This window comes from Candidatus Binataceae bacterium (genome assembly GCA_035500095.1).
In the GTDB taxonomy this organism is placed as follows: Bacteria; Desulfobacterota; Binatia; order Binatales; family Binataceae; genus JAKAVN01.
The window spans coordinates 39929-66694 of the sequence record DATJXN010000145.1; the positions used below are offsets into that span (position 1 = coordinate 39929).

Here is a 26766-nt window from a genome sequence, read left to right on the forward strand (position 1 = left end):
ACCCACCGCCTCCTCATCGCGCCGCCTCCTTCGCGGCGCGCCGCGAATAGAAGGCCTCATAGACCGAGGGCACGAGGATCAGGGTGAACACGGTCGAAACCGCCAGCCCGCCGACCGCCGCACGCGCCAGCGGCGCCGACGCCTCGGACCCGGCGCCCAGCTCGAGCGCGAGCGGCATCAGCCCTACGATGGTCGCGAGCGCGGTCATCAGGATGGGCCGCATGCGGATGCGCGCCGATTCGACCACGGCGCGGCGCAGCGGATGGCCTTCGCGGCGGCGCTGGTTGGCGAAATCGACCAGCAGGATCGAATTCGAAACCACGATTCCCACCATCACGATGATGCCCATGAAGGATTCGATGTTGAGCGTGGTGCCGGTCAGGTACAGCGTCCAGATGACGCCGATCAGGCCCATCGGAACGGCGAACATGATTATCACCGGGTCGAGGAAGGAGCGGAACTGCGCGACCATCACCAGGTACAGCAGGATTACCGCCATCGCCAGGCCGAAACCGAAGCTCGAGAACGATTTTTCCATCGAAGCCACCGAGCCGCGCAGTTGGTAGCTCATGTCCTCCGGCATCTTGATGCGCGTGAGCGCCTTGATCACCGCGCTCTGCGTGCCGCCCAGGTCCTGGGTGCGCGGTGCAACCAGCACGTCGACCACGCGCTGGATGTTGTAGTGGTCGGCCTCGGCGGGATGGCGTTCGGGGACGATGGTCGCGACGTCGCGCAGGGTCAGCGCGTCGAGACGTGCGCGCGGCGAGGGCGCGACCGAAACGGGAATATTCAGCAGCGTCTCGAACGATTTGATGTCCTGCTCGAAATATTGCGCGGTGAGGAAGTAGTCATTGCCGGACTTCGGATCGATCCAGATCGACGGGGCGATCATTTCGTTGGAGGTCAGCGCCGTGATCACGTTTGCCACCACGTCATACTGGTTGAGGCCGAGGCGCGCCGCCTTGACCCGATCGACCTTGACCCTCAGCGTCGGATAGTCCGCCTCCTGTGGGATGAAAGTGTCGGCTATCTCCGGCACGCTGCGCAGCGCCTCCTCGACCGCGCGCGCGACCGGAAACAGCGCGCGGTACGTCGGCGCGGTGAGCTGCACGTCGATCGGCGCTGCGAGCCCAAAGTTAAGCACGGAATCGATGATGCTGCCGGAGCTGAAGAAGGTCCGCACCTCGGGCACCGCTTTTGGCAGAAGCTCTTTCAGGCGATGCATGTACACGAAAGTCGAGACCTTGTGCGCGGGGTTGAGCGCCACCATCATGAAGCCCGAATCCGGCGCGGCGTTCGAGGAATAGATCGAAGAGAAGCCGGGAGCGAGGCCGAGGTTGGAGACGATGGTTGAAAGCTCGGCGGGCGGGATGACCTGGCGCACCGCATTCTCCATCCGCTCGGTCAGCTGCTCGGTGAGTTCGATACGCGTGCCGACGGGCGCGCGGTAGTCGATGATGAACTGGCCAGCGTCCGTCTGCGGGAAAAGCTCGGTGCCGATCAACGGGTAGATCGAGATGCTCAGCACAAACACCATCGCGACCGCCCCGATCACCAGGAGCTTGTGATTGAGCGCGCGGTCCAGGATCCGTTCGTAGCGCGCGGCGAACCGCTCGTAAACCCGCATGAACGCGCCGAACGGACCGTGGGTCGCGCCCTCCTCGGCTTCGCGAGCCGACTCCGCGGTCAGAAAGCGCGCGCAGTAAATCGGGATGACGGTCATCGCCACCAGGTACGACGCGATCATCGACAGCACCACCGTCACCGCCAGCGCGCTGAACAGGTACTTGGCCACGCCGAACAGGAACATCACCGGGAAGAACACGATGATGGTCGTGATGGTCGACGCCAGCACCGGCAACGCGACTTCTTCCGCGCCTTCGCGGGCCGCGATTTTCGGCTCCTTGCCCTCGGCCAGATGGCGATTGATGTTTTCCAGCACCACGGTCGAGTCGTCGACCAGGCGCCCGATCGCGAGCGCGAAGCCGCCGAGCGTCATGATGTTGATCGTCGCTCCGCCCATCATGAGGCCGAAAGCGCCCGCAAGGATCGACAGCGGGATCGAGAGAAAAATCGCGAAGGTCGAGCGGAAGCTGCCGAGGAAGATCAGGATCATCAGCGAGGCCAGCACCGCGCCGGACACGGCCTCGTGTTCGAGCGCGTCGATCGCGTTAAGAATGTAGGTCGACTGGCTGAAAATCGCCTGCAGCTTCATGCCCTTGGGCATCCCGGTTACTTTCGGCAGCACCTGGTCGATGCCGTTGACGATCGAGATGGTGTTCGAGCCGCTTTGCTTGAGCACCGGGATGTAAACTGAGCGCTGGCCGTTGATGCGCACGATATTCTGCTGGATCTGGGCGGCGTCCTCGGCGTGCCCGATGTCGCGCACGTAAACCGGCTCCTGTCCCCGCCCGACCTTGACCGGCACGTCGTTGATGTTGGCCGGGTTGTCGATCATCGAGTTGGTGTAAACGAAGTAATCCTCGGTGCCGATCTTGGCGTCGCCCGCCGGGATGATCAGGTTGGCGCGGTTGAGCGCGTGCACCACGTCCATCGGGGTCAGCCCGCGCGCCTGCAGCGAGTCGCGGTCAAGATAGACCATGATCTGGCGATACTTGCCGCCGAACGGCGGCGGTACCGAGGCGCCCTCGACCGTGGCGAGAAAGTTGCGGATGTTGTACTGGGCCTGGTCGCGCAGCTCGGCTTCGCTGAAGCCCTTGCCCGAGACCGTCACCAGCACCACGGGCAACGACGACGCGCCCGAGGGCAACACCAGGGGCGGCAAGGTGCCCGGCGGCAGATGGCGCAGATCGGCCATCGCGAGGTCGCCCAGACCCGCCGCCGCCGCGCCCAGGTTCACCCCGGTGTGGAAGAAGACCTTGATGATGCTGACGCCGGGCAGCGAGCGCGACTCGATATGTTCGATCTCGCTGCCGAGGGTGAAAAAGCGCTCGAAACGGGTCGTGATGTCCCGTTCCATCTCCTGCGGCGGCATGCCGGGATAAAACGTGGCGACGACGACCGCCGGAATATGGAGCGGCGGAAATACGTCCACCGGCATCCGGGCGAACGCGTTCAAACCGAGAATGGTAATGATCAGCGCGCCCACGATTATCGTGTGGGGATTGCGCAGCGAGAAGGATGGCATCGCACAACCTCAGCCGGCCTGGGCGTCCTCGCGTCGCGCGCGCGAGGGCCGCGGTCTATCTCATGCCGCGGCGGACCTGAGCCGGCGCGGCGCGAATCAGACGCGCAAGAATACGGTGTGGCTGAACGGATCTCCGCCGTCCGCATCGGTCGGAGCGATTCGGAGACGCCGTAACCTGGGTGTTTGCGAAGGGGCGGTCGCCGCGCGCGGAAAAAGCTTTGGCAGCGCCGCCACGAGAGCCGGTACGGCGAGGTTGTCCGGTGCCGGCGCGCGCCCGGAATGGTCGATTTGAGCTTCCACCGCGCGCCCGATCCGCTCGACGAGCGTGTGATGCGAGGCGCGCAGCCCCGTGTGCTCGGCGCCGCACGCCGGTAGGAGTCGATGGTTCAGATGGATCGGCACCACCACCGCCAGGCTGAGCGCGAGCGCCACCCCCACAAGCCAGAAGACTCGGGCATCGCGGCTGCTGGAGAAACCCGTCATCGGGGCGAGATTGTATTAGGCGACTGTCTGTGCGGCAACCGGCGCGGTTAACATCCGGGTAACGCATCGGCGTTGCACGATGCGCCGTGCTAGGATCGTTGCGTTGTGGCCGACAAAGTGATCGTCTTGCGCTCGGCGCGCAAACAAACCGACGAGTCGACCTTCCGCATCAAGTACGCCGAGCTGCTCAATCCCTCGCAGCTCGCCGCGGTGACCCATCGCGACGGCCCGATCCTGGTGATCGCGGGCGCCGGCTCGGGCAAGACGCGAACGCTCATCTACCGCGTCGCCCGGCTTATCGAGAGCGGCGTGCCGCCGGGCGCAATCCTGCTGCTGACCTTCACCCGGCGCGCGGCGCAGGAGATGCTGCGGCGGGTCGAGTCGCTGGTGGGAGATCGCACGCGCGCGGTCGCCGGCGGCACCTTTCACTCGTTCGCCAACCTGACGCTGCGCCAGTTCGGCTCGGCGATCGGGCTTAAGCCCAACTTTACGATTCTCGACCGCTCCGACATGGAAGACGTGGTCAACCTGCTGCGGACGCGAATGGGCCTCGGCTCGCGCGATCGGCGCTTTCCCAAGAAGGGCACGATCACGGAGGCGATCAGCATGGCGCGCAACAAACGCCGCGAGCTCGGTGAGGAGATCGAACTCGATTTTCCGCATCTCGCCGAGCATCGCGACGACCTGGTGCGGCTCGCCGCCGCCTACGACGGCTACAAGCGCGAGCGCGGATTACTCGACTACGACGATTTGCTCTACCGGTTGGCCGAGCTGCTCGAGCAGCATGAAGGCGTGCGCCGCCGCCTCGGCGACACCTACCGCTATATCATGATCGACGAGTACCAGGACACCAACCTTATCCAGGCCGAGCTGGTGCGGCTGCTCGCTTCGACCCATCGCAACGTGATGGCGGTGGGCGACGACGCGCAGTCGATCTATTCGTTCCGCGGCGCCAACTTCCGCAACATCATGGACTTTCCCCAGATCTTTCCCGGCGCGCGCGTGGTCAAGCTCGAACAGAACTACCGCTCGCTGCAGGGCATCCTCGACGTCGCCAACGAGGTGATCTCGCGCGCGGCCGACAAATACACCAAGGTGCTCAGCGCCGAGCGCCGCGGCGAGTTCCGTCCACTCCTGATTCGCGCGCAGGACGAGCACATGCAATCGCGCTTCGTCGCCGAGCGCGTCCTCGAACTGCGCGAGCAGGGTGTCGAACTGGGCGAAATCGCGGTGCTCTTCCGCTCCGGCTTTCACTCGTTCGACCTTGAGCTCGAGCTGCAGCGGCGCGACATCCCGTTCATCAAGCGCGGCGGCTTCAAGTTCATCGAGACCGCGCACATAAAAGACGTGCTCGCGCACCTGCGCGTAGTCCTCAATCCCGCCGACGCCGTCTCGTGGCTGCGCGCGCTGATGCTGGTGCCCGGAGTCGGCCATCGCCGCGCCGAGCGTCTGATCGAGGAAATCGTCGCCGCACCCGAGCCCGAGCGGGCGCTGATGCGCGCGGCCGAGTCGATAGGATCCGCCGCGCGCCCGACCGGGAGTGGAGCTGCGGCGGCGGCCGCCGGGCGGCTCGCCGCGCTGCTGGCCGAGTTGCGGCGCGATAGCGGCGCGCGGCCCGCCGACCAGATCGCGCGGACGCTGGAGTACTACCTGCCGCTGATGCGCGAGAGCTATCCGGACGACTATCCCAAGCGCGAGCGCGACCTCGAACATTTCCAGACCATCACCGAGCGCTATCGCAGCCTCGAATCGATGCTGGCCGACGTGGCGCTCGAACCCCCTAGCGATTCGCTCGGCGACGTGCTCGCGGTCGAAGAGGACGAGGGCTATCTCACGCTCAGCACTATTCATTCGGCCAAAGGACTGGAATGGCGGGTCGTTTTTCTGATCTGGGCCGCCGACGGACGCTTTCCCGGGCCGCAGAGTGTCGGCGCGGAGGAACTGGAGGAGGAGCGCCGCCTGATGTACGTCGCCGGCACGCGCGCGCGCGACGAACTGTACATCTCGTACCCGATTTACATGTTCGATCGCGCGCTGGGATACACGCTCGGCCGCGTGTCGCGTTTCCTCGAGGACGTTTCGGCGGAATTCCTGCCGACCGCGTCGCTCCAGGAGTCCGATGAAGAGCCGTCCTAATCGCGGGACGCGCGCCGCGATCGTGCCGCGTCTTAACTCGCGCGCGCGAATTTCGCCTCGCCCGGTGCGGGCAGCGGATACTTGAGCTGCGCGATCACTTCCTCGAGCGAACTGTCGGCCTGGCCCGCGAGTTCCAGTTGAGCAAAGCGGCCGATCGCCGCTTCATGCACCACCATCGAGTGCGTCACCTCGCGCTCCTCCGCGGGCGCGGCGGCGTCGATCTCGCGGAATTTTGCGATGTAGAAGTCGGTAATCTCGCCGATTTCCTGCATGTGCTGCTGCCAGGATTTCAACGCATACGCTTTGGCGAATCCGGCGACCTTGTCGCTCACGTCGTCCTGGGCGACGCTCAGGCCGAGCCGGGCAAGGAATGGCCGCAGCCGCGCCTTGGTCTCGGTCTCGAGCTGCATGAGCGTGGCCCACTTGTAGCGGCGCTCCGCGTCTGTCTCGAGCGCGAGGTAGCTTGCGAGGATCGCTTCTCCGAACACTTCGCCCTGATACATGAATTCGTTCACTGCGTTCAGATACTCGTTGCGATTCATGTTGGTCCTGCTCCGTTTTCGGATTGTAGAGCGTTCGCCGGTCCGGACAGGGGTGGCTCAAATCGCGAGGCTAGACCGCGGTGTAGCCACCGTCAACGACGTATTCGGCGCCGGTCACGAACGAGGCCTCGTCGGTCGCGAGAAACAGCACCACGTAACCCACTTCTTCGGGGCGGGCCGCGCGCTTCATCGGCGCGAGCGCCGCGATCGCGTCAAGGTCCTTCTCGGCGAAGATGTCCGTCATCGGCGTTTTGATCACGCCCGGATGCACCGAATTGACCCGGATGTTGAACGGCGCGTACTCGACCGCCGCGGTTTTGGTCAGCAGTCTCACCGCGCCCTTGCTCGCGTGATAGGCGGCGGAACCGCCCGAGCCGATGAGTCCGTAGATCGACGAGATGTTGATGATCGAGCCGGCGCCGCGCTTCTTCATCGCCGGCGCCGCGGCCTTGGTGCCCAGCCACACGCCTTTCTGGTTCACATTGATGACCGCGTCCCATTCCTCCTCGCTGGTATCGCCGACGCCTTTGACGTTGAGAATCCCGGCGTTGTTGACGAGGATATCGAGGCCGCCGAACTCGCGTTCGCAGGCTTCGACCGCGGCGCGCCAGTCGGCCGCGCGGGTGACGTCGAGGCGGACTGGCAGCGTGACGCGGGCACCGGCCTCGCGATTAACCTCTTCCGAGAGCTCGCGCGTCTCGGCGTCCAGCACGTCGCCGATCGCGACGCGCGCGCCTTCTTTGACGAAGAGCCGCGTTTCGGCCGCACCCTGTCCGCGCGCGCCGCCCGAGATGAGCGCCACTTTGCCTTTGAGACGATCCATAGATGAAAGTCCTCTGACGCCCCGGCCGGCGGCGACACAGTCACCCTAATAGATCGATCGCCGAGCATCCGCAACGACGCACGCGCGGCGCGGCGGCGGCTCACTTTACGTAGAGAAAAATTCCCTCGTAGATGAGCGCCGGCTTTTCCTGTCCCACCACCTGCACCTGGGTCTCCGTCGTCACCTGCGTCCACTGCGGCTTGGCTTCGACCGCGACTACGCGCGAGCGCGCCTGGACCTTGGCCCCGGCGGGAACCGGCGATATGAAACGCAGCTTATTCGCGCCGTAGTTGACCACGTTGCGGAAACCCGTGACGTTCCAGTCCCGGGGGATCTCGAAGGCCGGGACGAGGCTTAGCGTCAGAAAGCCGTGTGCGACCGGCGTCTTGAATGGGCTTTCGCGCTTGGCGCGTTCGACATCGACGTGGATCCACTGATGGTCGCCGGTGACCTCGGCGAACTGATTGATCTTTTCCTGTGTCACGTCGATCGGTTTGCTCCACGCGCTGAATTCCGCGCTGATCTTCGAGCGCAGCTTTTCAATGTCGTCAAAGCGGATGCTTTCCATGGGCCTTCCTCCGGTGGCGGTATGAGCGCCTTGCCATGCGGTTGTTCTAGCTTCGCGGGCGCGAATAACGCAAAGCGCGGATTTGTGGCCCGTGCGCGCGTCACTCCTGCGCTCCGCCCTGCGCGGTCCTGGCGGGCGAAGCCGCGGGTTTGCGTGGGCGGTTGAGGCGCGCCCGCAGCGCGGCCTGCGCGCCCGGCCCGGGAATCATCCTGGCGTCGAGCCATTCGATCGTCCGTCCGTCTAGGCTGCTGACGCGGACCTCGATCGGCTGCGAGTTGACGCGGTCAACGACGATTACGGGGACGCGCCCGGGTCCGACCACCCATGAATCGCCCCATTCGCGCAGCGCCATCAGAACCGGAAACAGGGCGCGCCCCTTTTCAGTCAGCCGGTATTCGACGCGGCGCGCGTCGCCGGGCGCGACCGAGCGTTCGAGAATTCCGCGCGCGACCAGTTTCTTGAGCCGCGCGGCGAGAATGTTGCGCGCGATCCCGAGATTGTCCCGGAACTGATCGAAGCGCCGCGTGCCCATCAGCGCCTCGCGCACGATGAGGAAGGTCCACCATTCGCCGATTTGCTCGAGCGCGCGCGCGATCGAGCAGTTCATATGGGCGAAGGTCTTGCGGCGCATCGAGCGCGAGGCTAACACGCTCGCGTTTCATGATGCAACTGATATCCGACGGCGCGCGCCGCCGCTCGACCGTGCGTCGGCGCGCGCGCCTACGCCGCTGCCTGCGCGAGCCGCGCGTAGTGGGCCGCGATCTCGCGCCCGATTGTCTCGACCTGACCGGCCCAGGCCTCCGGTTCGGCCACCGGCCACAGCACGAACTTGTCGAGGCCGCGCGTGATGTACTCGTCGACGCGCTTGATGATGTCCTCGGCGGTGCCGAACACCGTGCGGCTGAAAAACTCCTCGCCGCCGCGGTCGAGCGAGCGCACCACCGGCTCCAGTTCGGCCCGCGCGCGGTCGCGCGAGGGGCCGAGCCGACAGAGCAGGATCAGGCCCGATTCGATTCGCGCGTCCGCGCGGCCGTACTCGGCCGCGTAGCCGCGGATCGACGTCATGTTGCGTGAGAATTCGTCGGGCGTCAGAAAGGACGCGAAGTACCCGTCGGCCATCCGCGCCGTGCGCCGCAGCGCCGACTCCGACTTGCCGCCGACCCAGATGTCGATCGTGCCCGAGTCGTTGTTGGTGCGCCGCGTCGGATGCGGCTCGAGCGTGACATTGTCGAAATTGAAGAAGCGGCCGTGATGGCACACGTTGGATTGAGTCCACACCTTGCGCAGGACCTCGACCCCTTCGTCGAGGCGCCGCCCGCGCGTCTCCAGCGGAATTCCGGTCGCTGCGTAGTCGGCAAGGTTTGCGCCGGTGCCGACCGCCATCACCATCCGCCCGTGCGAATAGTAGTCGAGCGTGGCGAACGATTTCGCCACGGTCAACGGATGGCGCAAGTTGAGCAGCAGGACGCTCGGGCCGAGCTTGATGCGCGAGGTGCGCGAGGCCAGCACCGCGAGCGTCGCCACCACGTCAAGCTCGGGCGAGGGCGAGAGCAGATGGTCGGAGAGCCAGAACGAATCGAGCCCCCAGTCCTCGGCCTTTTCGGCGACGTGCACGATGGTCTCCGGAGTCGGCATCCCGAGCCGCCAAAGACCGAACCCGACCCCAATTTTGACCTGCTTCATAACCATCTCTCCTTAACTATGACCGCTCTCGCTTAGCCGGATAGTACCATAGCGGACGCTTGTCGGATCGGCTAATCTGTCGCCGGTGAGCGAGCTTGGAGTAACCATGCTGGGGACCGGCGACGCCTTCGCCAGCGGAGGACGGATGCAGTCCGGCTATGTCATCGACGCCGGTGGCGCGCTGATCCTGATGGAAGCCGGGCCGACGCTCCTTGCGGGACTCAAGCGCGCACAGATCAATCCCGCCGACATCGATTTTGTCCTTATCAGCCATCTGCATGGCGACCATTTCGCCGGGCTGCCCTTCCTGATGCTGCAGTATATGTGGGAGAGCCCGCGCAAGCGCATGCTCACCATCGCCGGCCCGCGCCGCCTCGAGCAGCGCACACGCACTCTTTTTCATAACATGTATCCGGGCATGAATACGCATCCGCTGATGCGCAAGGTCAGGTTCGTCGAGCTCGAGGCCGGACGAACCACGCGCGTGGGGCCGGCCCGCGTGGCCACCATCCGCACCCCGCACACCAAGCCCGACGTCTCGCTCGGCTTCCGGGTGACCGCCGGCGGCAGGTCGCTCGCGTTTTCCGGCGACAGCGGGTGGACGGAGGAGCTGGTGGGACTCAGCGCGGGCGCGGACCTGTTTTTGTGCGAGTGCACCTACTTCGGCAGCAACCACCTGGACTTCCATCTCAACTATCCGACGATCGAGCGCAACCGCGGCCGCTTCACGGCCAGGCGGGTCGTTCTTACTCATCTCGGCCGCGAAGTCCTCGAGCGCATGAACGACGTCGGGATGGAGACGGCGGACGACCTGATGAAAATCACCGCCTGACGGGTTTTGTGCCGCGCCCCCGGGCTGGCTATGCTCTGGGAGAACCGCCGGCGCGGGTGCCGAATTTTCTTTCGGATTCGATGCACGCGCGGCCGGCGCATCAGCAACAGAAAAAAGAACAAAGGAGCCTGCCGGATGGGTATAGCGGACGGCAAGCGCGCGCTGGTGGTCGGCGTCGCGAACGAAAAGAGCCTCGCCTGGGGAATCGCGCAGGAACTCAAGGCGCAGGGCGCGGAAGTCGCGCTCACCTACCAGGGCGAGGTGCTCGAGAAGCGCGTGCGCCCGCTCGCCGAGTCGATCGGCGCGCTCGTGGTCGGCGAGCTCGACGTCACCAACGACATTCAGATCGGCCTGGTGATGTCGGAGTTGCGCGAGCTGTGGGGCGGAATCGACATGCTGGTCCACGCCGTGGCTTTTGCCGAGCGCGAAGATCTGCGCGATCGCTTTCTGACCGTCAGCCGCGCCAATTTCGCCAAGGCGCTCGAGATCAGCGCCTACTCGCTGGTCGCGCTGGCGCGCGCGGCCGAACCGTTGATGGAAGCGCGCGGCGGCGGCTCGATCCTGACCCTCAGTTACCTGGGCGCGGTGCGCGCGGTGCCCAACTACAACGTGATGGGGGTCGCCAAGGCAGCTCTGGAAGCCTGCGTGCGTTATCTCGCAGTCGATCTCGGTGCGAAAAACATCCGCGTCAATGCGATCAGCGCGGCGCCCGCCCGCACGCTTTCGTCCTCGGCCATCCGCGACTTCTTCACCATGGCGCACGAGGTCGAGGAGCGCTCGCCGATGCGCCGCGCGATGAGGACCGAAGACGTGGGCAAGATGGCCGCGGCGATGCTGAGCGATCTCTCAAGCGGCGTCACCGGCCAGACCGTCTACGTTGACGTCGGCTACAGTATCGTCGGATTGTAAACGCCGCCGGACGTGCCGGCGCGAACAGGAATCTTCGGCAAGGAGTACAGGGCGATGGCTATCGTTGCGGTGCCCCAGCTCAAGGACAACTATGCCTATCTCGTGATCGACGACGCGAGCAAGCAGTGCGGCGTGGTCGACTGTTCCGAGGCCGACAAGGTGCTCGACGAGGTGAAGCGGCGCGGACTCAAGCTGACGACGGTCCTGCCCACCCATTGGCATCCGGACCACGTCGGCGGCAACGTGGACTTGGTGCGTGCGGTGCCGGAGTTGCGCGTTTACGGAGCGCGCGGCGAGAGCGGGCGAATTCCGGCGATGACCGACGAGATAGATAACGGCGACGAAGTGGTAGTGGGGCCGATTCGCGGGCGCGTGATCGGGATCCCCGCGCATACGAGCGGCCATATCGCCTACTATTTCCCGACGCTCAAGGCCGTGTTTACCGGCGACACTCTGTTCATTGCGGGATGCGGGCGCGTGTTCGAGGGCAAGGCCGATACGATGGTGGCGTCGCTCGCCCGGCTCGCCGCGCTGCCCGACGATACCCAGGTCTATTGCGGTCACGAGTACACCGAAAAAAACCTGCAATTCGCGCTGACGCTGGAGCCCAACAACGCGGCGCTCAAGTCCAAGTACGAGTGGACGCGGAAGGCGCGCGCGGAGGGGAAGTTCACGGTTCCGTCGACCGTCGGCGACGAGAAGCGCTTCAATCCGTTCCTGCGCACCGATAGCGCCGAACTGCGCGCAAGCCTTCGCAAGATCGATCCGTCGGTCGGCGACGAACCGGTCGCCGTCTTCGCCAAGACTCGCGAACTTAAAGATCGGTTCTGAGTAAAATCGGTTCCGAGTCCGGCGGGCCGCTAACTGAATCGGTTCTACATCCAGTAGGAATTTGCGCTAGACAGTTTTGTCTTCGCTCCCGCATTTTGGGCTTTCGTCGAGCAAGGAATACCGCTGAAAATCGTCGCGATCGGGCAAAGCAAACAATAGGCGAATACGTCACGTGCTCATCATTGCCGACATTTGAAGAATGGAGCACAGTTTGAGTCCAATAAGGTCGATTAAATCCATTTGACAGAACACGTCCTGTTATCTATTCTCCAAAAGTCAGTTCCGGAAATTCCAGATCCTCAACCTCTAAGAGGTGTGCTATGGCGTCTGTTGAGGTACTTTTCGTCCGCGCGCGGGAGACATTGGTCCGTCGTTTTCGGGCACAGACTATGGTCGAGTATGCCCTGATCATCGCGTCCATCGGGGTCGTAGCGTGGGGCGCTTATAACGTAATGGGCCACAGCGTCGGAACGATGGCGAGCGGCATCGATTCGGATTTGACCACCGCGTAGGATCGCCGCCAGCGAACGCGACGGATCGTGTCGCGCTGCCGGGATGTCTTTAGAACCCGACGCGGCGCGTCCGTCTTCTACACGAGTTGAGAACCCGCCCGGCAGGGCGGGTTTTTGCTTTCATAGCGCCGTCAAAATGAAACGATTTCGCTGTTAAATCCGTTCATTTCGACGTCGCACGCACGATGTGCGATTTAATCACCAAGACGCTCGCTCATCCGTTAACCAATCTCCATTGAACCAGCGTCGCTCCCGGATGATCCTCGAAGACCGCTTCGACCTCGGCATCGAACGGCGCATCCAGCATCGGGTTGCCGAGCAGATTGCCGGCCATCCGAACATTGCCGGCATCCGGGAGTTCGATCACCGCGATAATGAACGGTCCGGCGTCTTTGAGTGCCGGATGCACCGGGTTCCAGGATCGGACCCAGGTGTAGAGCCTCCCGCGGCCTGACAGGCGATGCCATCCGAGTTCGCCGCTAAGACATTTGTGGCAAATCCATTCGGGGCCGAACTGGAACGTCTCGCAACGGCGGCATCGTTGCACGACCAGCTCGTGTCGGCGCGCGGCCTCCCAGAAACCGGCGTCCATCCCGTCGCGCTGCGCCTTTGGCGCGGGCAATCCCTCGGGCAGATAGTAGGGCGGGTTCTGAGCCATGCGAGTTTTCCTGCTTCGTCTATGCGATTGCGCGCGCGATGTTCCGACTGCGCATCATCCGCGCACGATAAGGTTGCTCACCGGCGAGACCATCGGGCCCGAGGCCACCAGCGCGATCTTCGCATCGGGCACTTGCGCGGTCGAGGTTCCGCGGCACTGCCGGACCGCTTCGTTGACGAGTTCGAGGCCGTGCATGTAACACTCGGCGATATTGCCGCCGCTCGTGTTGAGCGGGAGCTTGCCGTGCGGCGCGATCAGATTTTCGAACCGGCACAGATCCATCACGCCGTCGGGCTCGCAGAAGCCGTGCTCGACCAGGCTTATGGGCACGGCGCCGCTGAAGTGCTCGTAGATTTGCACCACGTCGACGTCGGCGGGACCGATCTCCGCCATCTGGTAGAGCCGCGGGGCCAGGCTTCTGAAATGCGAGGACGCGTAGTCGGGCGAGTTCTCGGCCGCCGCCGCCGCCCGATACGGCGCGCCCTGCGCCGCCGCCATCACGTACACCGGTTTCTGCTTGAGGTCCCGCGCGCGCTCGGCGCTGGTGAGGATCAGCGCGGCGGCGCCATCGTTTTCCATGCAGCAGTCATAGAGATGAAACGGCTCGACGATCCATCGCGAGCGGTCGTACTGCTCGCGCGTGAGCGGCCGTCCGTACATCACGGCGCGCGGATTAAGTTGCGCATGGTGGTAGTCGGCGAGCACCACCGCTGCGAGCGCATCCTGGGTGACGCGATGCTCGTACATGAAACGGCGCACGCGCAGCGCGACCCACTGCGCGGGCACGAACAGCCCGTAAGGCCATGCGTAAGCGGCGGGTCCCGAGACGGTTTGGACCGGAGCGGCCTGGCCGAAGCGGCCGAACTGCCCCTGCGCGAGGGCGCGGAACACCACCACGTACTTGGCGTAGCCCGCGGCGACCGCCGCCGCGGCTTGGGCCACCGCGCCTGAGCCGCCGCCCCCGCCTCCGCCCCAGACCATGCTCGCCCACGCGTAGTGCGGCAGGCCAAGCGCGGTGGCGAGGCGCGCGGCGTCGTTGCGATCGTTGCTGTAAGAGGCGAAGCCGTCGAGGTCGGCAACCTTGATTCCGGCGTCCGCGACCGCGTTCAGGATCGCTTCGCAGGCGAGCTGGAATTCGCTGACCGGCGCCTGGCCGCGTTTGTAGTAGCGGGTCTCGCCGAGGCCGACGATCGCGACCTTGTCCTTGATGCTGTACTCGCCCATCGGCGCGCGCCGGAGCCTACGCGCTCGCCGCGTTTGCGTGCGCGTGACGATCGGCATCGAGGTCCAGAAAATGCGGCAGCACCTCTTCCGCCATCAGCCGCATCGACTTGAACCACGCCTCGCGATCGTCGGCGTAGTCGAAGGTGAAGAGCAGCAGCGTCCCGAAGCCGCCGAGCGCCTTATACATCTCCGCAAGCTTGTCGCGCACGGTGCGCGGCGACCCCACGAGCCATCCGTGATCGGACAGGTACTCGGGCGTCACCGCGTCGTCGGGCACCGACGGGTCGTCCTTGAGATATTTGGTGAACTGGAAATCGGCCATCAGCGGCAGCAAGTACTCGCGCATCATGCGGCCCATCATGCCCTGGACGCAGTGGCGATGCGCCTCCTCGTCGGTATCGGCAACGAAGATCTCGCGCACGATGCGCCAGTCCTGCCGGTTGGGCCGCGCGTGGCTGCGCCGCGCACCCTCGAGCACCGCGTCCCAGTGCGTCGCGACGTAGCTCGGACTCATATTGAGACTGAGCGGCATGAAGCCGTGCTCGCCGGCGAGCTTGAGCGTTTCCGATCCCGGATTGAGCCCGGCGATTCCGATCGGCGGATGCGGCTTTTGCAGCGGGCGCAGATGATGGCCCAGCGTGCGCAGCATCGGACCCGGCACGTTCACGCTCCAGAACTTGCCCTTGTACTCGACGCCGCCGTCGCTTGCCCAGACCTTGAGCATGATGTCGAGCGCTTCGCGGGTCATGTCGCGATTAACGCCCTTCATGCCGTCAACGCAGAACAGCTGCCAGTCGCTCGGCAGGCCGCTTGCGCCGATGCCGAGCATGTAGCGGCCCTCGGCCAGATGGTCCATGAAAGCGATACGGCAGGCGAGTTCGGCCGGATGATGATACGGCAGCAGATGGGCGCCGGGCGCAAGTTTGATCTGGCGCGTCTGCATGAGGGCCTGCGCGATGAGCAGGTCGGGCGCCGGATTGGGTTCCCAGCGCGAAGTGAAGTGCTCGCCGATCCATGCCTCGCTGTAGCCGAGGCGGTCGGCCTCGCGCAGCACGGCGAGGTCCCATTGCTGTCCGGCGAGCAGTCCGCGCTCGGGCGGATGCGACGGCATCAGAAAGAGTCCCAGCTTCATACGGCCTCCTGTATTCGCGTTGTTACGCGCCGCGCTATTTCAGTTGCGAGAATTCCGCCGGCGTCATGATCTTGTTGCTTTGGCTGACCACCAGCGATCGCAGCTTGGGCACGATCGCCGCGCGGCGCGGGTCGCGTCCCCACGCGGTCCACTTCTGCTGGCGTTCGTTCAGATCGTTGAAGGCCCACAGGTGAACCAGCTCGTTGAGCGGCCCGATGTCGGTTGACCAGTAGCCGAGCGGTTTGAGGCCGTGCTCGGCCAGCAGCGGCAGCAGCTCATCCTTGGTGATCTGGATGTACTGCGGCGCTCCGCCCAACACCAGCGTGTAAGTCCGAAGTTCGTAGATCATCGCGTCCGCGTCTCCTTTTTTTGCGCTGCTCCCTTATATCAGCCCTTGGAGCCCCTGGCTCCCGGCCACGACGTCGCCGCCGCCAGGCCCTCCAGCGCGAGCCCGTAGCCGAGGTCGTCGAGCATCAGGCGCTTGAGCTGCTGAGTGATGGCGACGCGCGCATAGCGGACGGTGAGCGCCGGCTTGGCGACGATCAGCTCTGCCAGCTCCCAGGCGCGCGCCACCAGGCGATCGCGCGGCACGACCTCGCTCACCACGCCCAGCTCCAGCGCCTCGCGCGCCGAGAGCTTTTGCCCGGTGAGCAGGAAATAACGGCCGCGATTGGGGCCCAGCACCAGCGGCCACACTATATGCACGCCGTCGCCCGGCACGATCCCGTTGGGAAAGTGCGGCGCGTCCTGAAACGCCGCGTTCTCCGAGGCGATCACGATATCGCACAGCACGGCCAGCTCGGCATGGATCAGCGCCGGACCGTTGACCGCCGCGATCATCGGTACCTCGATGTTGAGATGGTTCATCAGTAGGTACTTCGCATCGTTGTAGATGTGATCCCAGGTGGTGGTGCGCACACCCGCGTGCGGCGGGGGCGCGGGCTCGCCGCTTGGGAGTTTGCCTACCGTTGCGCCGCGGCCGGCGCCGTGGTCGACCTCGGCGCAGAACGCGTCGCCGGTGCCGGTGATGATGACGCAGCGATTGCCGTGGTCGCGCCCGACGTCGGTAAATGCGTACGACAACTCCTCGTGCGGCGGCCCGCCCCATCGAAGCGGCCCGTCCTCGCTGTGCAGCGTCATCTGGATTATCCCGTCGCGCCTCTCCATCGTGACGTGCTTGTACTTGTTCTGATATTCCTCGAACTTACTCATCCCGGCCTTTCTCCTGTTGCCCGCGCTGGGCGTGATGCGAATCGGTTCCGAAGCTGATTTTGGCATCCTACTAAAGAGCGGGGCGCGACGGTTAGCAGTTTGCCGCCCTTGCCGAACGCCATCGGTTGGCAGCAGAGTAGGAACGCATTTGAGTCAACGCCTGTTTAGATGAGAAGACCCGCCATGAACACCGGACGCCGCGAACGCATCATCGACGAGCATCAGGCCGTCAGCTGGATCGAGGACGGGATGACCGTCGCGATCGGCGAGCCTGCGCCGATGGCGCTCGTGCGCGGAATAGTACGGCGCGGCGTGCGCAATCTCTCCGTCGTCGCGAGCGGCTTTGCGCTCGACATGCTGATCGCTGCCGGATGCGTGCGCAAGACCGTGAGCTACTACGCCGGCGGCGGCCCAGGCATCCCCGTCCTGCCGTCGTTCCGGCGCGCGGCCGAACGCGGTGAAATCGAAGTCTGGGAGTGCGAGGAGGGCATCCTGTGCGCAGGATTGCAGGCGGCGGCGCAGATGCTGCCGTTCATGCCGTGGCGCGGCGGCGTCGGCACCTCGCTGCCGGAGATAAATCCCGATCTCAAGCTCTTCCGCGATCCTCTTCGCGGCGAGGAATTGATCGCAGTGCCGCCGATAAAGCCCGACGTGACATTGCTGCACGCCGCCGCTGCCGACGCCCACGGCAACGTGCGCCATCTTGGCGGACCCGGATGGCTCGATTTGTTTCAGCATCGCGCCGCCGACCGCACTATCGTGCAGGTCGAGCAGGTGGTCTCGAACGAAGAAATCCGGGCCGATCCGTGGGCGACCACGATCGCCGACGCCGACGCGATCGTGCGCGCGCCCTTCGGCGCCCATCCGTTCTACAGCCGCGGCTTCTACATCACCGATGGGCCGCATCTGCGCGCCTACCTGCAGGCCGCCGACAAAGCCGCCGCCGGCGATCGCGCGGCGCTCGAGGAGTACCTCGACCGTCATTGCCGCAGGTCCGCGGGGCTTGCCGAGTACCTCGAAGCAATCGGCATCAAACGGCTGCTCGAACTGCACGAATACTGATCAACGAAGCACGATCCGAAACTCCGGTTCAAAGGAGAGCTGCGCGCGTGGCGGAAGGGAAAAAATACTCGGGCAAGGTAATCGCGCTTTTCGCGTTTTTGCCTTGGCTGGTGTACGTCTTGGCCTCCGCTGCGGGGCGCTGGGACGTCGCGACCGCAGGCGGCATGATCATGTGCCTGGTCTATCTCTCGGTGCTCAGCCGGCAGGCGACGATCAAACTGATGGACTGGACGACCCTCGCGTTCTTCTTGAGCGCGATGGTGTTGACGATGGGGCTCCGCTCCAACGTGCTCGTCACCTACCAGGTGATGATCATCTGGTCGTTCTATGCCGTCGCCGCGTGGGCGTCGGTCGTGCTGCGCCGCCCGTTCACCGCCGCCTACGCGCGCGAGGAGCAGCCGCCCGAGGTCTGGGACCTGCCGATCTTCCATCGCCTGAACTGGATCATGACGCTCTTCTGGTGCGGCCTGTTCAGCGTCAACGTCGGGTTTGGCGCGATCGCGGTGCTGGTTGGCGGCAACCTCGGCCGGCGGGTTCCCGGATTTCTCATCCCGACGGGATTGCTCATCTATGGCTTTTACTTCAGCGCACGCTTCCCGATTCGCTACGTGGCGCGCGTCAACGCCGGCGGCGCTGCGGCGGAGGCCGCCAACAGCAAGTCAACGGCCTAGCGCGCGATGGATCGGGCCCGGGCCCCCGGGCATCTGGCCGAAGTATCCGTTGACCAGCATGAGGACAGCATGACGAGCGAATACAGCGTGCAGGAACTGATGGCGGTGTTTTTGGCGCGTGACCTCAAAGATGGCGAACTTTTGCGCGTCGGCGTGGCGATGCCGGTCGCGGAAGCGGCGGTGCGCCTCGCCCATCTGATGCACGGCCCCAACATCGAACTGGTGTTTCTCGGCGGGCGGATGAACGTCCACGATCTCGAAACCATCCCGATGCCTGCGTTCGGATGGGACCGGCGGGTGGTGCGATGGACCGAGTCATACAGCGACACCGGCCATCGTTTCGACCGGCTGAAGGATTGGAGCAAACACGTTTTCTTCATCGGCGGCGTCCAGGTCGATCGCTTCGGCAATACCAACCTGATCGGCATCGGCCCCGATTACCGGCGCCTGAAGTTTCGCGGCCCCGGTTCGGTCGGCACGCCCACGCTCAGCACCCATGTCGGCCGCTACTACATCGTGCTCAACAGCCACAGCCCGCGCCTGCTGGTCGAACGCTGCGACTATATCAGCGCCTGCGGATGGGGCAGCGGCGGCGCCGATGCGCGCCGCAAACTGGGGCTTCCCGGCGGCGGCCCCAGGTACGTCGTGACGCCGCTTTGCGTGATGGACTTCGAGGAGGAGACACGGCGGATGCGCCTGCGCTCGCTCCATCCGGGCGTCAGCGCTGCGACGGTGCGCGAGAGCACCGGATTCGAACTGGTGATTCCGCCGTCGGTGCCGACCACCGCGCCGCCCACCGCAGAGGAGCTTGAGGCGCTCCGCACGCGCGTCGATAGCGCGGGCCGTCTGCGTTAGCTTTTTATTCCGGCAGATTGCCGACGCGCGAGAACACCGCGTGCCAGCTCGCGCGAAACCACGGGACGCCGTCGCGCCGGCCGAATACCTGCCCGCGCACCAGCATCGCGCCGTTGCCCTGGATCGCGCAGTCGAGAATCGTTTCCTCGTCCACCGCGAAGGTTTGGCCGCGGCGATGGAGGTAAAATTCGTCGAAGTGCAGTTGTGCGCGCATCCGCGCCGCGTCGCGGCCGTCGGTCGAAATCAAATCCATGCGCCCGGCCGGATTGACGATCTTCATGTTCGGATCGACGCCGACCTGGCTGAACGTCAGCTCGAACGGTCCGCTTCCGATCCGCTGGTAGCAGATGCGGTACGTCTTCGGCGTCCACACGCCGACTCTCGGCGCTCCCGGCATCCGCTCGATCGAATCGAGAAATTCGACGCGACCGTCCCAGCATCCGCGGAATATCGCCGGCAGGATTGGCTGCGCGTGTAACATCGAGGCCGGCGGCGGGGGAGGAGGCGGCGGAAGCGGCGGAGGTGGAAGTGGCGGCGGCGGCAGCTGTGGCGCCGGGGCCGGCGGCTGCGGCGTCGGAGGAATTACGGACGGAATTTCCTGGAGCTGATTGGAAGGCGGCAACGGCGGCCGCGCGGTCGGCACAGGCCGCGGGCGGAAGCTCGGCTGCGATTGCGGCGCCGGCGGCTGTACTTCCAGCGGTTCCTGCGCGTGCGGCGCGGTCGGCGCCAGCATCAGCGCCATCGCCGCGAGCAGTGTCAACCCCGGTGTTCGCCGCCCCATCTTGACTGCGCCGTTTTGACCGCCTGCAACGACGCTTTCCCGATCGCAATTCTATCACTAAAATCCGAGCGCTGGCCCATTGCTCTCCCGCAGACACCGTCGATTCAAATCTGCGATCGAGCTTGCGGGAGTGCCACGAACTGGCACGAAACTACAAGGAGTTCTGCGATGAAGACGGCGAGAACGACGAAGGTAGCGGGTGCGATCCTTGCCACTGCGGTTGCGATGGCGTTCACCGGGAGCGCGCTTATGGCCGCCGACGCGCCGGGCGCGTCAGCCCAGCAGGCGCAGCTCAAATGTCTCGGCGCGAACGCATGCAAAGGTCAGAGCGCGTGCAAGAACGCGAACAACAGCTGCAAGGGCCAGAATTCGTGCAAGGGCAAGGGCTTCATCGTCACGATCGACGCCAAATCCTGCGCGGCCCAGGGCGGTCATCTCGGCAAGAAGCCGCCGATGGCGATGTAACGCGCCGGCGCGAGTCGGCACGGGCCGAGCGGAGGCGTGCGCCTTCGGCAGGACTTTCCCGCTCTCGACTTTCAATGTTAGAGGCTTGGCTAGAACCTTGCCTTGGCTAGAGGCTTGGTTCGAGCCGCTGGAATGTCACGCGGACCGCGTTCGTTTAGTCGACCGGCCGCGATCGCAAGGAGGATCGACAGGGATGAAGCTTCAAGGGAAAGTGGCTCTCATAACCGGCGCCGGATCGGGAATGGGCAAGGCGACCGCGCTGCTCTTTGCACGCGAGGGAGCTAAAGTCGCGGCGGCAGATATCAGCGAGGCCGCGGTCGAAAAGGTCGCGCGCGAAATCCGCGAGGCCGGCGGCGAGGCGATCGCGATCGGCGCCGACGTCGCAAAAGCCGAGGACGTGCAGCGGATGGCCGCGACGACGGTCGAGCGTCTGGGACCGCCCAACGTGCTCTACAACAACGCCGGCATCGAGGGCGAGACGAACTTCATCGCCCAGACCAGCGAGGAAGCCTTCGACAAGGTCATCGCGATCAATCTGCGCGGCGTGTTTCTCGGAATGAAGTACGTGCTGCCGCACATGGTCAAGCTCGGCTCCGGCTCGGTCATCAACCAGGCCTCGATCGCTGGGATGGTCGCGATTCGCGGCAGCGTTGCGTACTGCGCGTCCAAGGCCGGCGTGATCGCGATGACGCGCGTCGCCGCGTTCGAGTACGCCCGCTACAACATCCGCGTCAACTGCATTTGCCCGGGCGCGATCGAGACGCCGATGGCCGAGCGGATAAGGCATGGCGAACCGCCGCGGCCGAGCTCGGTCAAGCGGATTTCGCTGTTCAACCGGATGGGTCTGCCCGAGGAGATCGCCAAGGCCGCGCTCTTCCTGGCGAGCGACGACGCGTCATTTGCAACCGGCGCGCCGTTCGTGATCGACGCGGGCTGGACGGTAACCTGATCGCCGCCGCGCGGCACCCGCTCAGCACTGTCCCGAGCGCAGCACCTGCCCCGGCATCGCGCCGCTCGCGCGCCCGTGCTCGTAGAGCAGGCGCCCGTTGACGATCGTGTACTCGACGCCTTCGGCGGGCATCACCAGGCGCCGTCCGCCGCCCGGGAGATCGTACTGCATGTGCGCGCGCTTGGCCGAGCCAACCGTGTTGTAGTCGAAGATCGTAACGTCGGCGGCGAGTCCGCGAGCGAGACGGCCGCGCTTGCGTATGCCGAAGAAGTCGGCAGGCTCTGACGTGATGCGCTTGACCGCATGCTCGAGCGTCAGCGCCTGGCGCTCGCGCACCCACTTGCCGAGCAGGTAGGTGCAATAGCCGGCGTCACACAGCATATCGACGTGCGCGCCGCCGTCGGAGAGTCCGAGCATCGTGCGCGGGTCGCCGATCATCCGCGCGATGCCCTCCTCGTGGTACTGCGCCATCGTGTACTGGATGTTGAGGTCGTCCTCGAGCGCGAGGTCGAGGAAAGTATCGAGCGGATCGCGGCCGCGCTCGGCGGCGATTTCCGCGACGTTCTTGCGCTCAAGCGGCTTGAGCGCGGGGTTTGCGACTTCGAGCACTTCGACGCGATGCCACTTGCCGGTGAACAGATGCGGCCGCGTCAGCTCCTTGCGGAAGGAATCGCGAAACGCGGGGTCGGCGTAGATTCGCTTCTGCGCTTCTGCCGGCTGGTTGAAGACGTGGTTCCACGCCTCCATGTCGGCGAAGCTGAAAGGGTTGCGCAGATCGATCTGCACCACGAACGGCTTGCACAGCACCTGCGGCACGCCGCCGCGCCGAATCAGCGGTTCCAGCCGCTTGAGCGTCTGTTCCGCGTATTCGGGCTTGTCCGGCCGCGACGCCATCGCGAGCCAGGTCACCGGCCGCGCGCTCTCGCCGAGGAGGAAGTCGAGGAGTTGATATTCGTCCTCGAGGACCTGGCCCGCGCGCCGCGTGAGCGCGATTTCGATCGCGCCCTTGCCGAGTTCCTTGAGTACGTTGGCGCAGGCCTTGAGCTCGTCGCGGCTGGCGAGCCGGCAGGCGAGGGGCTGGCCGCGAAAGCCGATGTGCTGTGCGAGCGTGGTGGTAGAAAAGCCCATCGCACCCGCTGTCATCGCTTCGTGGAGCAGCGCCGCGATGCGCTGAGTCTCGTTGGGGGACGCCGCCCGCTCCATCGATTCCGCGCCCATCACGAAATGGCGAAACGGCGTAAGCGGCGCGAGAAAGCCGACGTTGATTCCGACGCCCCGGCGCTCGGCCGCGTCCATGAATTCGGGGAAGCTCACCCAGTCCCAGGTGATGCCCTTGCTCAGCGCGGCGAACGGAATCGCCTCGACGTTGACCAGGTCCCACGCCGCGACCTCGTGTACCTCGGGCTTGCAGGGCGCGATCCCGACGCCGCAATTGCCCATCACAACCGAGGTCACGCCGTGCCACGAGGTGCAGGTGAGCAGCGGGTCCCAGCAAATCTGCGCGTCGTAGTGGGTGTGCGGATCGACGAAGCCCGGCGCGACGATAAGCTCGCCGGCGTCGATGGTGCGCGCGGCGCCGCCGCTCACCTTGCCGATTTCCGCGATCGCGCCGTCCTTGATCGCGACGTCGGCGCGCACGCGCGGCGCGCCGGTGCCGTCAACCACGGTTCCGTTCTTGATCAGGAGATCGTATGCCATCGCCGAAGTCCCTCCCTCGCGCGAAGTGAAGGCCTATCTCCTTTGTATCGGGCGCGCGCCCTCATGGGCAAGCCGCAACACCCGCGAAACGCGGGGCCGGTCTCTCCCTTTGGTGAACGGCTGCCGCCGTGGTATTCGATCCGGAGTCACCCGCTCGCGAAGCAACCTGCACTTTGGCGGAGGCCACGATGTCGACGACTTTTGGCGCGATGATGTTTCCGACCGATTATGCGATTCAGCCGATCGAACTCGCGCGCGCGATCGAGGAACGCGGTCTCGATGCGCTCTACTTCCCCGAACATACGCACATTCCTACGAGCCGCCGCAGCCCCTGGCCTGGTGGCGGCGATCTGCCCGAGGAGTACTGGCACACCCATGATCCGTTCGTGGCGCTGGGAGCGGCCGCGGCGGCGACCACGCGCATCAAACTCGGCACGGGCGTGTGCCTGGTGATCGAACGCGATCCGATCGTGCTCGCCAAGGAGTGTGCCTCGCTCGACATGATTTCAGGCGGACGCTTCGTGTTGGGAATCGGCGGCGGATGGAACGCCGAAGAGATGGAAGATCACGGCACTAACTTCCGTACGCGATGGGCGCTCTTGCGCGAGCGGATTCTGGCGATGCGCGAAATCTGGACCAAGGACGCGCCAGAGTATCATGGCGAATTCGTGAACTTTCCGCCGATGCGCGCGTTTCCCAAACCGGTGCAAAAGGGCGGGCCGCCGGTGCTGCTCGGATCGGAGGCCAAGCGATGCTTCGAGCGGGTGGCCGATTACTGCGACGGCTGGATGCCTATCTACCGGCGCAATCACACGCTCGCCGACGGCGTGAAACAGTTGCGCGAGGCCGCAAGCCGTGCCGGCCGCCGCTTCGAGTCGTTTGCGCTTTCCGTGTTCGGTGTTCCGCCGCGCGAGGACGAAGTGAAGAAGCTTATCGAGATCGGGTTTACGGAAATTATTTTCGCGCTGCCGCCGGCGCCCGCGGACAAGGTGCTGCCGATGCTCGACGGCTACGCGGCGATCAAGCGCAAACTCGGCGCGTAGCCGGCGCCGCGCCGGCCGCGCTCGACGCGTTGACGGAGGGTTTCCCGCGATGGGACGCCTCGATGGAAAAGTCGCCCTGATCGTCGGCGGCGGCGCCGACGGTCCGCCCAACCCGGGCGAGACGCTTTCGATCGGCAACGGCCGCGCTACCGCGATCCTGTGCGCGCGCGAGGGCGCCGCCGTGATGGTCGCCGACCGCTCCGCGGCGCTCGCCGCCGAGAGCGCCGCGGCGATTCGCGCCGAGGGCGGCCGCGCCGATTCGGTCGCCGCCGACGTCACGCGCGAGGACGATTGCCGCCGCGCGTGCGAGGCTGCGGTCGGCGCGTTCGGCAGGCTCGATTTGCTGGTCAACAACGTCGGCATCGCGATCGGCGGCCGCCTGCTCGAAACCACCACCGAGCAGTTCGACACGATGTCTAACGTCAACGTGCGCGGCCAGTTCTTCATGATGAAATACGCGGTGCCCGAGATGGCGCGGGCCGGCGGCGGCGCGATCGTCAACGTCTCTTCGCTGGCCGCGTTGCGCACCGGCTCGGGCCTGCCCTACGAGACGACCAAGGCCGCGCTGCTCGGACTGACGCGCTCGGCGGCGGTCACGCACGCGCGCGACCGGATTCGCGTCAACACGATTCTGCCGGGATTGATCAACTCTTCGATGGTGCGCCGGCTGGTCGGCGACCGCGAGGCGCGCGTCGCGCCACGCATTCCGATGCGCCGCCAGGGCACACCGTGGGAGATCGCGAAAGCGATCGTATTCCTGCTCTCCGAGGACGCGTCGTACATCACCGGCACCGAGCTGATCGTCGACGGCGGCCTGAGCGCGCGCTAGGCGGCAAAGCGAGGCATCCCGATGAAACTTTTCACCTTTGCGACCAGCCCCTACGCGCGCAAGGTCCGGATGGCGCTCGAGTACAAGGGAATCGAGTGCGAGATGGTCGAGCGATGCTACTCGCTCGATCGCAAGCCGGATCTGCGCGAGGCGAGCGAACGCGCGGAAGTTCCGGTGCTGGTGCTCGACGACGGCCGCACGATCGCGGACTCCACAATCATCTGCGAATATCTCGAGGACGCCTATCCGCGGCCGCCGATCTTTCCCACCGATCCGTTCGAGCGCGTGCGGATGCGCGCGATCGACGATCTGTGCGACCGCACTTTCGACGCGACCGTCTTTGGCTATTTCCTCGGCGTAGTGCGCTCGGGCGTGCCCGAGTCCAGGGCGATGCAGGACGCGGGACGCGCCGAGTTCGCGGCGTTGCTCGCGCGGCTTGAGCACGAGCTCGAGGGCCGCGACTTCTTTTGCGGCGGCGCGCTCTCGCTCGCCGACCTCGCCGCGATCTGCCATCTGCCGGTCGCGCACATGATGCGCCTTCGGATGGACGAATTTCCGCGCCTGGCGGCGTGGGAGAAGCGGATGCGCGGGATCCCGCTGGTTGCCGCCGACCTCGAGCGTGCGCGTGCGGCGATGGCCGCGGGCAGTCTCGCGGAAGAGTTCGAAGGCCCCGACGGCCGTATCCACTGGCGCGACAGCCGGCTGGAATGGCCGGTGCGGCACGGCTTCGTCGACTTCATTGCGCGCGAATTCCATGCGGGTAAGATGATGTTTCCACCCGACGCCTCGTAGGATGCGGCGGCGCGCCGGATGAAAGCCCGCAAGGAGCGTATCGAAATGCCCGTTGCCTACATTCCTCGGACGCGCGGGCTATACAGCGCCTACGAGCCCTATCGATGGGTCGTGAACAGCGAGCCGCCGCCGTGGACGCCGCTTAAGAAGCCGCTTGCGCAATGCAAGGTTGCGCTGATGAGCTCGGGCGGCGTGCTCTACCGCGATCAGTCGCGGTTCCATCGCGAGGACGCGAGCTACCGGCTGATCCCGAGGAACGCGCGGCGCGACGAGCTTAGCGTATGGCATTTCGGCTACCCGACCAAAGACGCGGAAAAGGATCCCAACTGCGTTTTTCCGCTCGAACGGATGCGCGAGTTTGAGGCCGAGGGGCGCATCGGCGAGCTCTGCGATCCGGCGTTCACTTTCATGGGCGGGATTTACTCGGCGCGCAAGGTGTGCGAGGAACTGGCGCCGAAAGTTGTTGAAGAGCTTCGGAGCCGTAACGTGGAGGCGTTTTACCTGGTGCCCGCTTGACCCGTGTGCCATCAGTCCGTTGGACTGATCGCCCGCGAAGTCGAAGCCGCCGGTATCCCGACGCTGTGCATGACCTCGGCGCTGGACATCACGCAAGCCGTCAATCCGCCGCGCGCGGTGTTTCTCAACTACCCGCTCGGCCATCAGACGGGCAAGCCGGACGACCGGGAAAACCAGCGCGCGATCGTCGGCGACGCGCTGAGAGCATTTGAAACGATAAACAGGCCTGGCACGATCATCGAATTGCCCTACGTATGGGACGCAAACGATCGCCGTTGGGAGGAGACCGACTATACGCCCGGGTTCATGCCGCCGCGGCCGAAAAAGGCCGACGCCGATCGAGTCGAGCAGGAGCGCCGCCGCCGCTACACGACGGCCAATCCGGAATAAACCGTAGCCCGCCGCCGCGCAG

Annotated in this window: 29 protein-coding genes; 15 read left to right on the forward strand and 14 right to left on the reverse strand. The window is 65.3% G+C overall.

Annotated features, from left to right (window positions below):
• Window positions 1–13: 13 nt before the first annotated feature.
• Both VMI09_15930 and VMI09_15935 read right to left on the reverse strand, forming a co-directional pair.
• On the reverse strand, window positions 14–3148 hold the full coding sequence (locus tag VMI09_15930; GenBank protein ID HTQ26176.1) for an efflux RND transporter permease subunit: 3135 nt from the start codon (window positions 3146–3148) through the stop codon (window positions 14–16).
• A gap of 96 nt (window positions 3149–3244) precedes the next feature.
• Window positions 3245–3586 carry a hypothetical protein gene (locus VMI09_15935; protein ID HTQ26177.1) on the reverse strand — a complete coding sequence of 114 codons (342 nt, stop codon included), beginning with the start codon at window positions 3584–3586 and terminating at the stop codon, window positions 3245–3247.
• Between the two features lie 150 nt (window positions 3587–3736).
• On the opposite strand from VMI09_15935, the gene VMI09_15940 reads away from it, so the two are divergent.
• Window positions 3737–5767, forward strand: coding sequence for an ATP-dependent helicase (locus VMI09_15940; GenBank protein ID HTQ26178.1), 2031 nt, complete (start codon window positions 3737–3739; stop codon window positions 5765–5767).
• Window positions 5768–5799: 32 nt separating this feature from the next.
• On the opposite strand, the gene VMI09_15945 is transcribed toward VMI09_15940, so the two are convergent.
• The 5 genes from VMI09_15945 to VMI09_15965 all read right to left on the reverse strand — a co-directional run bounded on the left by VMI09_15945 (window position 5800) and on the right by VMI09_15965 (window position 9383).
• Complete coding sequence (locus VMI09_15945) at window positions 5800–6309, reverse strand: hypothetical protein (GenBank protein HTQ26179.1); 510 nt, start codon at window positions 6307–6309, stop codon at window positions 5800–5802.
• 70 nt (window positions 6310–6379) lie between these two features.
• Window positions 6380–7132, reverse strand: coding sequence for a glucose 1-dehydrogenase (locus tag VMI09_15950; GenBank protein HTQ26180.1), 753 nt, complete (start codon window positions 7130–7132; stop codon window positions 6380–6382).
• Between the two features lie 100 nt (window positions 7133–7232).
• Window positions 7233–7700 carry a MaoC family dehydratase gene (locus tag VMI09_15955; GenBank protein HTQ26181.1) on the reverse strand — a complete coding sequence of 156 codons (468 nt, stop codon included), beginning with the start codon at window positions 7698–7700 and terminating at the stop codon, window positions 7233–7235.
• Between the two features lie 100 nt (window positions 7701–7800).
• On the reverse strand, window positions 7801–8349 hold the full coding sequence (locus VMI09_15960; protein ID HTQ26182.1) for a helix-turn-helix domain-containing protein: 549 nt from the start codon (window positions 8347–8349) through the stop codon (window positions 7801–7803).
• 71 nt (window positions 8350–8420) lie between these two features.
• A complete protein-coding gene (locus VMI09_15965) occupies window positions 8421–9383 on the reverse strand; it encodes an LLM class flavin-dependent oxidoreductase (protein HTQ26183.1) in 963 nt (320 codons plus the stop codon).
• Between the two features lie 85 nt (window positions 9384–9468).
• Here VMI09_15965 and VMI09_15970 point away from each other — a divergent pair, with 85 nt between their 5' ends.
• The 4 genes from VMI09_15970 (at window position 9469) to VMI09_15985 (ending at window position 12467) form a co-directional block, all read left to right on the forward strand.
• A complete protein-coding gene (locus VMI09_15970; protein ID HTQ26184.1) occupies window positions 9469–10215 on the forward strand; it encodes an MBL fold metallo-hydrolase in 747 nt (248 codons plus the stop codon).
• 135 nt (window positions 10216–10350) lie between these two features.
• Window positions 10351–11124, forward strand: a complete 774-nt coding sequence (locus VMI09_15975; GenBank protein HTQ26185.1) for an enoyl-ACP reductase — start codon at window positions 10351–10353, stop codon at window positions 11122–11124.
• 54 nt (window positions 11125–11178) lie between these two features.
• On the forward strand, window positions 11179–11955 hold the full coding sequence (gene gloB, locus VMI09_15980) for a hydroxyacylglutathione hydrolase (protein ID HTQ26186.1): 777 nt from the start codon (window positions 11179–11181) through the stop codon (window positions 11953–11955).
• Window positions 11956–12344: 389 nt separating this feature from the next.
• Window positions 12345–12467, forward strand: a complete 123-nt coding sequence (locus VMI09_15985) for a hypothetical protein (protein HTQ26187.1) — start codon at window positions 12345–12347, stop codon at window positions 12465–12467.
• Window positions 12468–12681: 214 nt separating this feature from the next.
• Here the strand turns inward: VMI09_15985 and VMI09_15990 are convergent, their stop codons facing one another.
• The 5 genes from VMI09_15990 to VMI09_16010 are packed head-to-tail and all read right to left on the reverse strand — an operon-like array spanning window position 12682 to window position 16693.
• Entirely contained in the window at window positions 12682–13125 is a 444-nt protein-coding gene (locus VMI09_15990) for an OB-fold domain-containing protein (protein HTQ26188.1), read from the reverse strand.
• A gap of 54 nt (window positions 13126–13179) precedes the next feature.
• Entirely contained in the window at window positions 13180–14349 is a 1170-nt protein-coding gene (locus tag VMI09_15995) for a hypothetical protein (protein ID HTQ26189.1), read from the reverse strand.
• Between the two features lie 16 nt (window positions 14350–14365).
• The gene (locus VMI09_16000; GenBank protein ID HTQ26190.1) at window positions 14366–15481 is read right to left on the reverse strand and encodes an LLM class flavin-dependent oxidoreductase; all 1116 of its coding nucleotides are present in this window, start codon (window positions 15479–15481) and stop codon (window positions 14366–14368) included.
• A 34-nt stretch (window positions 15482–15515) separates the two neighbouring features.
• Window positions 15516–15830 (reverse strand): NIPSNAP family protein, encoded by a 315-nt coding sequence (locus VMI09_16005; GenBank protein HTQ26191.1) that lies wholly within the window; start codon window positions 15828–15830, stop codon window positions 15516–15518.
• A gap of 38 nt (window positions 15831–15868) precedes the next feature.
• Window positions 15869–16693: an enoyl-CoA hydratase/isomerase family protein gene (locus VMI09_16010; protein ID HTQ26192.1), complete on the reverse strand. Its 825-nt coding sequence runs from the start codon at window positions 16691–16693 to the stop codon at window positions 15869–15871.
• A 183-nt stretch (window positions 16694–16876) separates the two neighbouring features.
• On the opposite strand from VMI09_16010, the gene VMI09_16015 reads away from it, so the two are divergent.
• From VMI09_16015 to VMI09_16025, 3 genes are all read left to right on the forward strand, one after another.
• On the forward strand, window positions 16877–17755 hold the full coding sequence (locus VMI09_16015) for a CoA-transferase (GenBank protein HTQ26193.1): 879 nt from the start codon (window positions 16877–16879) through the stop codon (window positions 17753–17755).
• A 47-nt stretch (window positions 17756–17802) separates the two neighbouring features.
• A complete protein-coding gene (locus tag VMI09_16020) occupies window positions 17803–18426 on the forward strand; it encodes a hypothetical protein (GenBank protein HTQ26194.1) in 624 nt (207 codons plus the stop codon).
• 69 nt (window positions 18427–18495) lie between these two features.
• Window positions 18496–19281: a CoA-transferase gene (locus VMI09_16025; GenBank protein ID HTQ26195.1), complete on the forward strand. Its 786-nt coding sequence runs from the start codon at window positions 18496–18498 to the stop codon at window positions 19279–19281.
• 4 nt (window positions 19282–19285) lie between these two features.
• On the opposite strand, the gene VMI09_16030 is transcribed toward VMI09_16025, so the two are convergent.
• Entirely contained in the window at window positions 19286–20062 is a 777-nt protein-coding gene (locus tag VMI09_16030; protein HTQ26196.1) for a hypothetical protein, read from the reverse strand.
• A 168-nt stretch (window positions 20063–20230) separates the two neighbouring features.
• Here VMI09_16030 and VMI09_16035 point away from each other — a divergent pair, with 168 nt between their 5' ends.
• Together VMI09_16035 and VMI09_16040 are read left to right on the forward strand one after the other, a co-directional pair.
• The gene (locus tag VMI09_16035; protein HTQ26197.1) at window positions 20231–20527 is read left to right on the forward strand and encodes a hypothetical protein; all 297 of its coding nucleotides are present in this window, start codon (window positions 20231–20233) and stop codon (window positions 20525–20527) included.
• A gap of 193 nt (window positions 20528–20720) precedes the next feature.
• Complete coding sequence (locus VMI09_16040) at window positions 20721–21476, forward strand: SDR family NAD(P)-dependent oxidoreductase (GenBank protein ID HTQ26198.1); 756 nt, start codon at window positions 20721–20723, stop codon at window positions 21474–21476.
• 21 nt (window positions 21477–21497) lie between these two features.
• Here the strand turns inward: VMI09_16040 and VMI09_16045 are convergent, their stop codons facing one another.
• Entirely contained in the window at window positions 21498–23174 is a 1677-nt protein-coding gene (locus tag VMI09_16045; GenBank protein ID HTQ26199.1) for an amidohydrolase family protein, read from the reverse strand.
• A 188-nt stretch (window positions 23175–23362) separates the two neighbouring features.
• Here VMI09_16045 and VMI09_16050 point away from each other — a divergent pair, with 188 nt between their 5' ends.
• From VMI09_16050 to VMI09_16070, 5 genes are read left to right on the forward strand one after another with little or no spacing between them, the layout of a single operon-like run.
• Entirely contained in the window at window positions 23363–24217 is an 855-nt protein-coding gene (locus tag VMI09_16050) for an LLM class F420-dependent oxidoreductase (GenBank protein ID HTQ26200.1), read from the forward strand.
• Window positions 24218–24266: 49 nt separating this feature from the next.
• Window positions 24267–25046, forward strand: coding sequence for an SDR family oxidoreductase (locus VMI09_16055; protein HTQ26201.1), 780 nt, complete (start codon window positions 24267–24269; stop codon window positions 25044–25046).
• 21 nt (window positions 25047–25067) lie between these two features.
• Window positions 25068–25838, forward strand: coding sequence for a glutathione S-transferase family protein (locus tag VMI09_16060; protein HTQ26202.1), 771 nt, complete (start codon window positions 25068–25070; stop codon window positions 25836–25838).
• A gap of 18 nt (window positions 25839–25856) precedes the next feature.
• Window positions 25857–26354, forward strand: a complete 498-nt coding sequence (locus VMI09_16065) for a glycine/sarcosine/betaine reductase selenoprotein B family protein (GenBank protein HTQ26203.1) — start codon at window positions 25857–25859, stop codon at window positions 26352–26354.
• A gap of 3 nt (window positions 26355–26357) precedes the next feature.
• Window positions 26358–26744 carry a hypothetical protein gene (locus VMI09_16070; protein ID HTQ26204.1) on the forward strand — a complete coding sequence of 129 codons (387 nt, stop codon included), beginning with the start codon at window positions 26358–26360 and terminating at the stop codon, window positions 26742–26744.
• The last annotated feature ends 22 nt before the right edge of the window (window positions 26745–26766 follow it).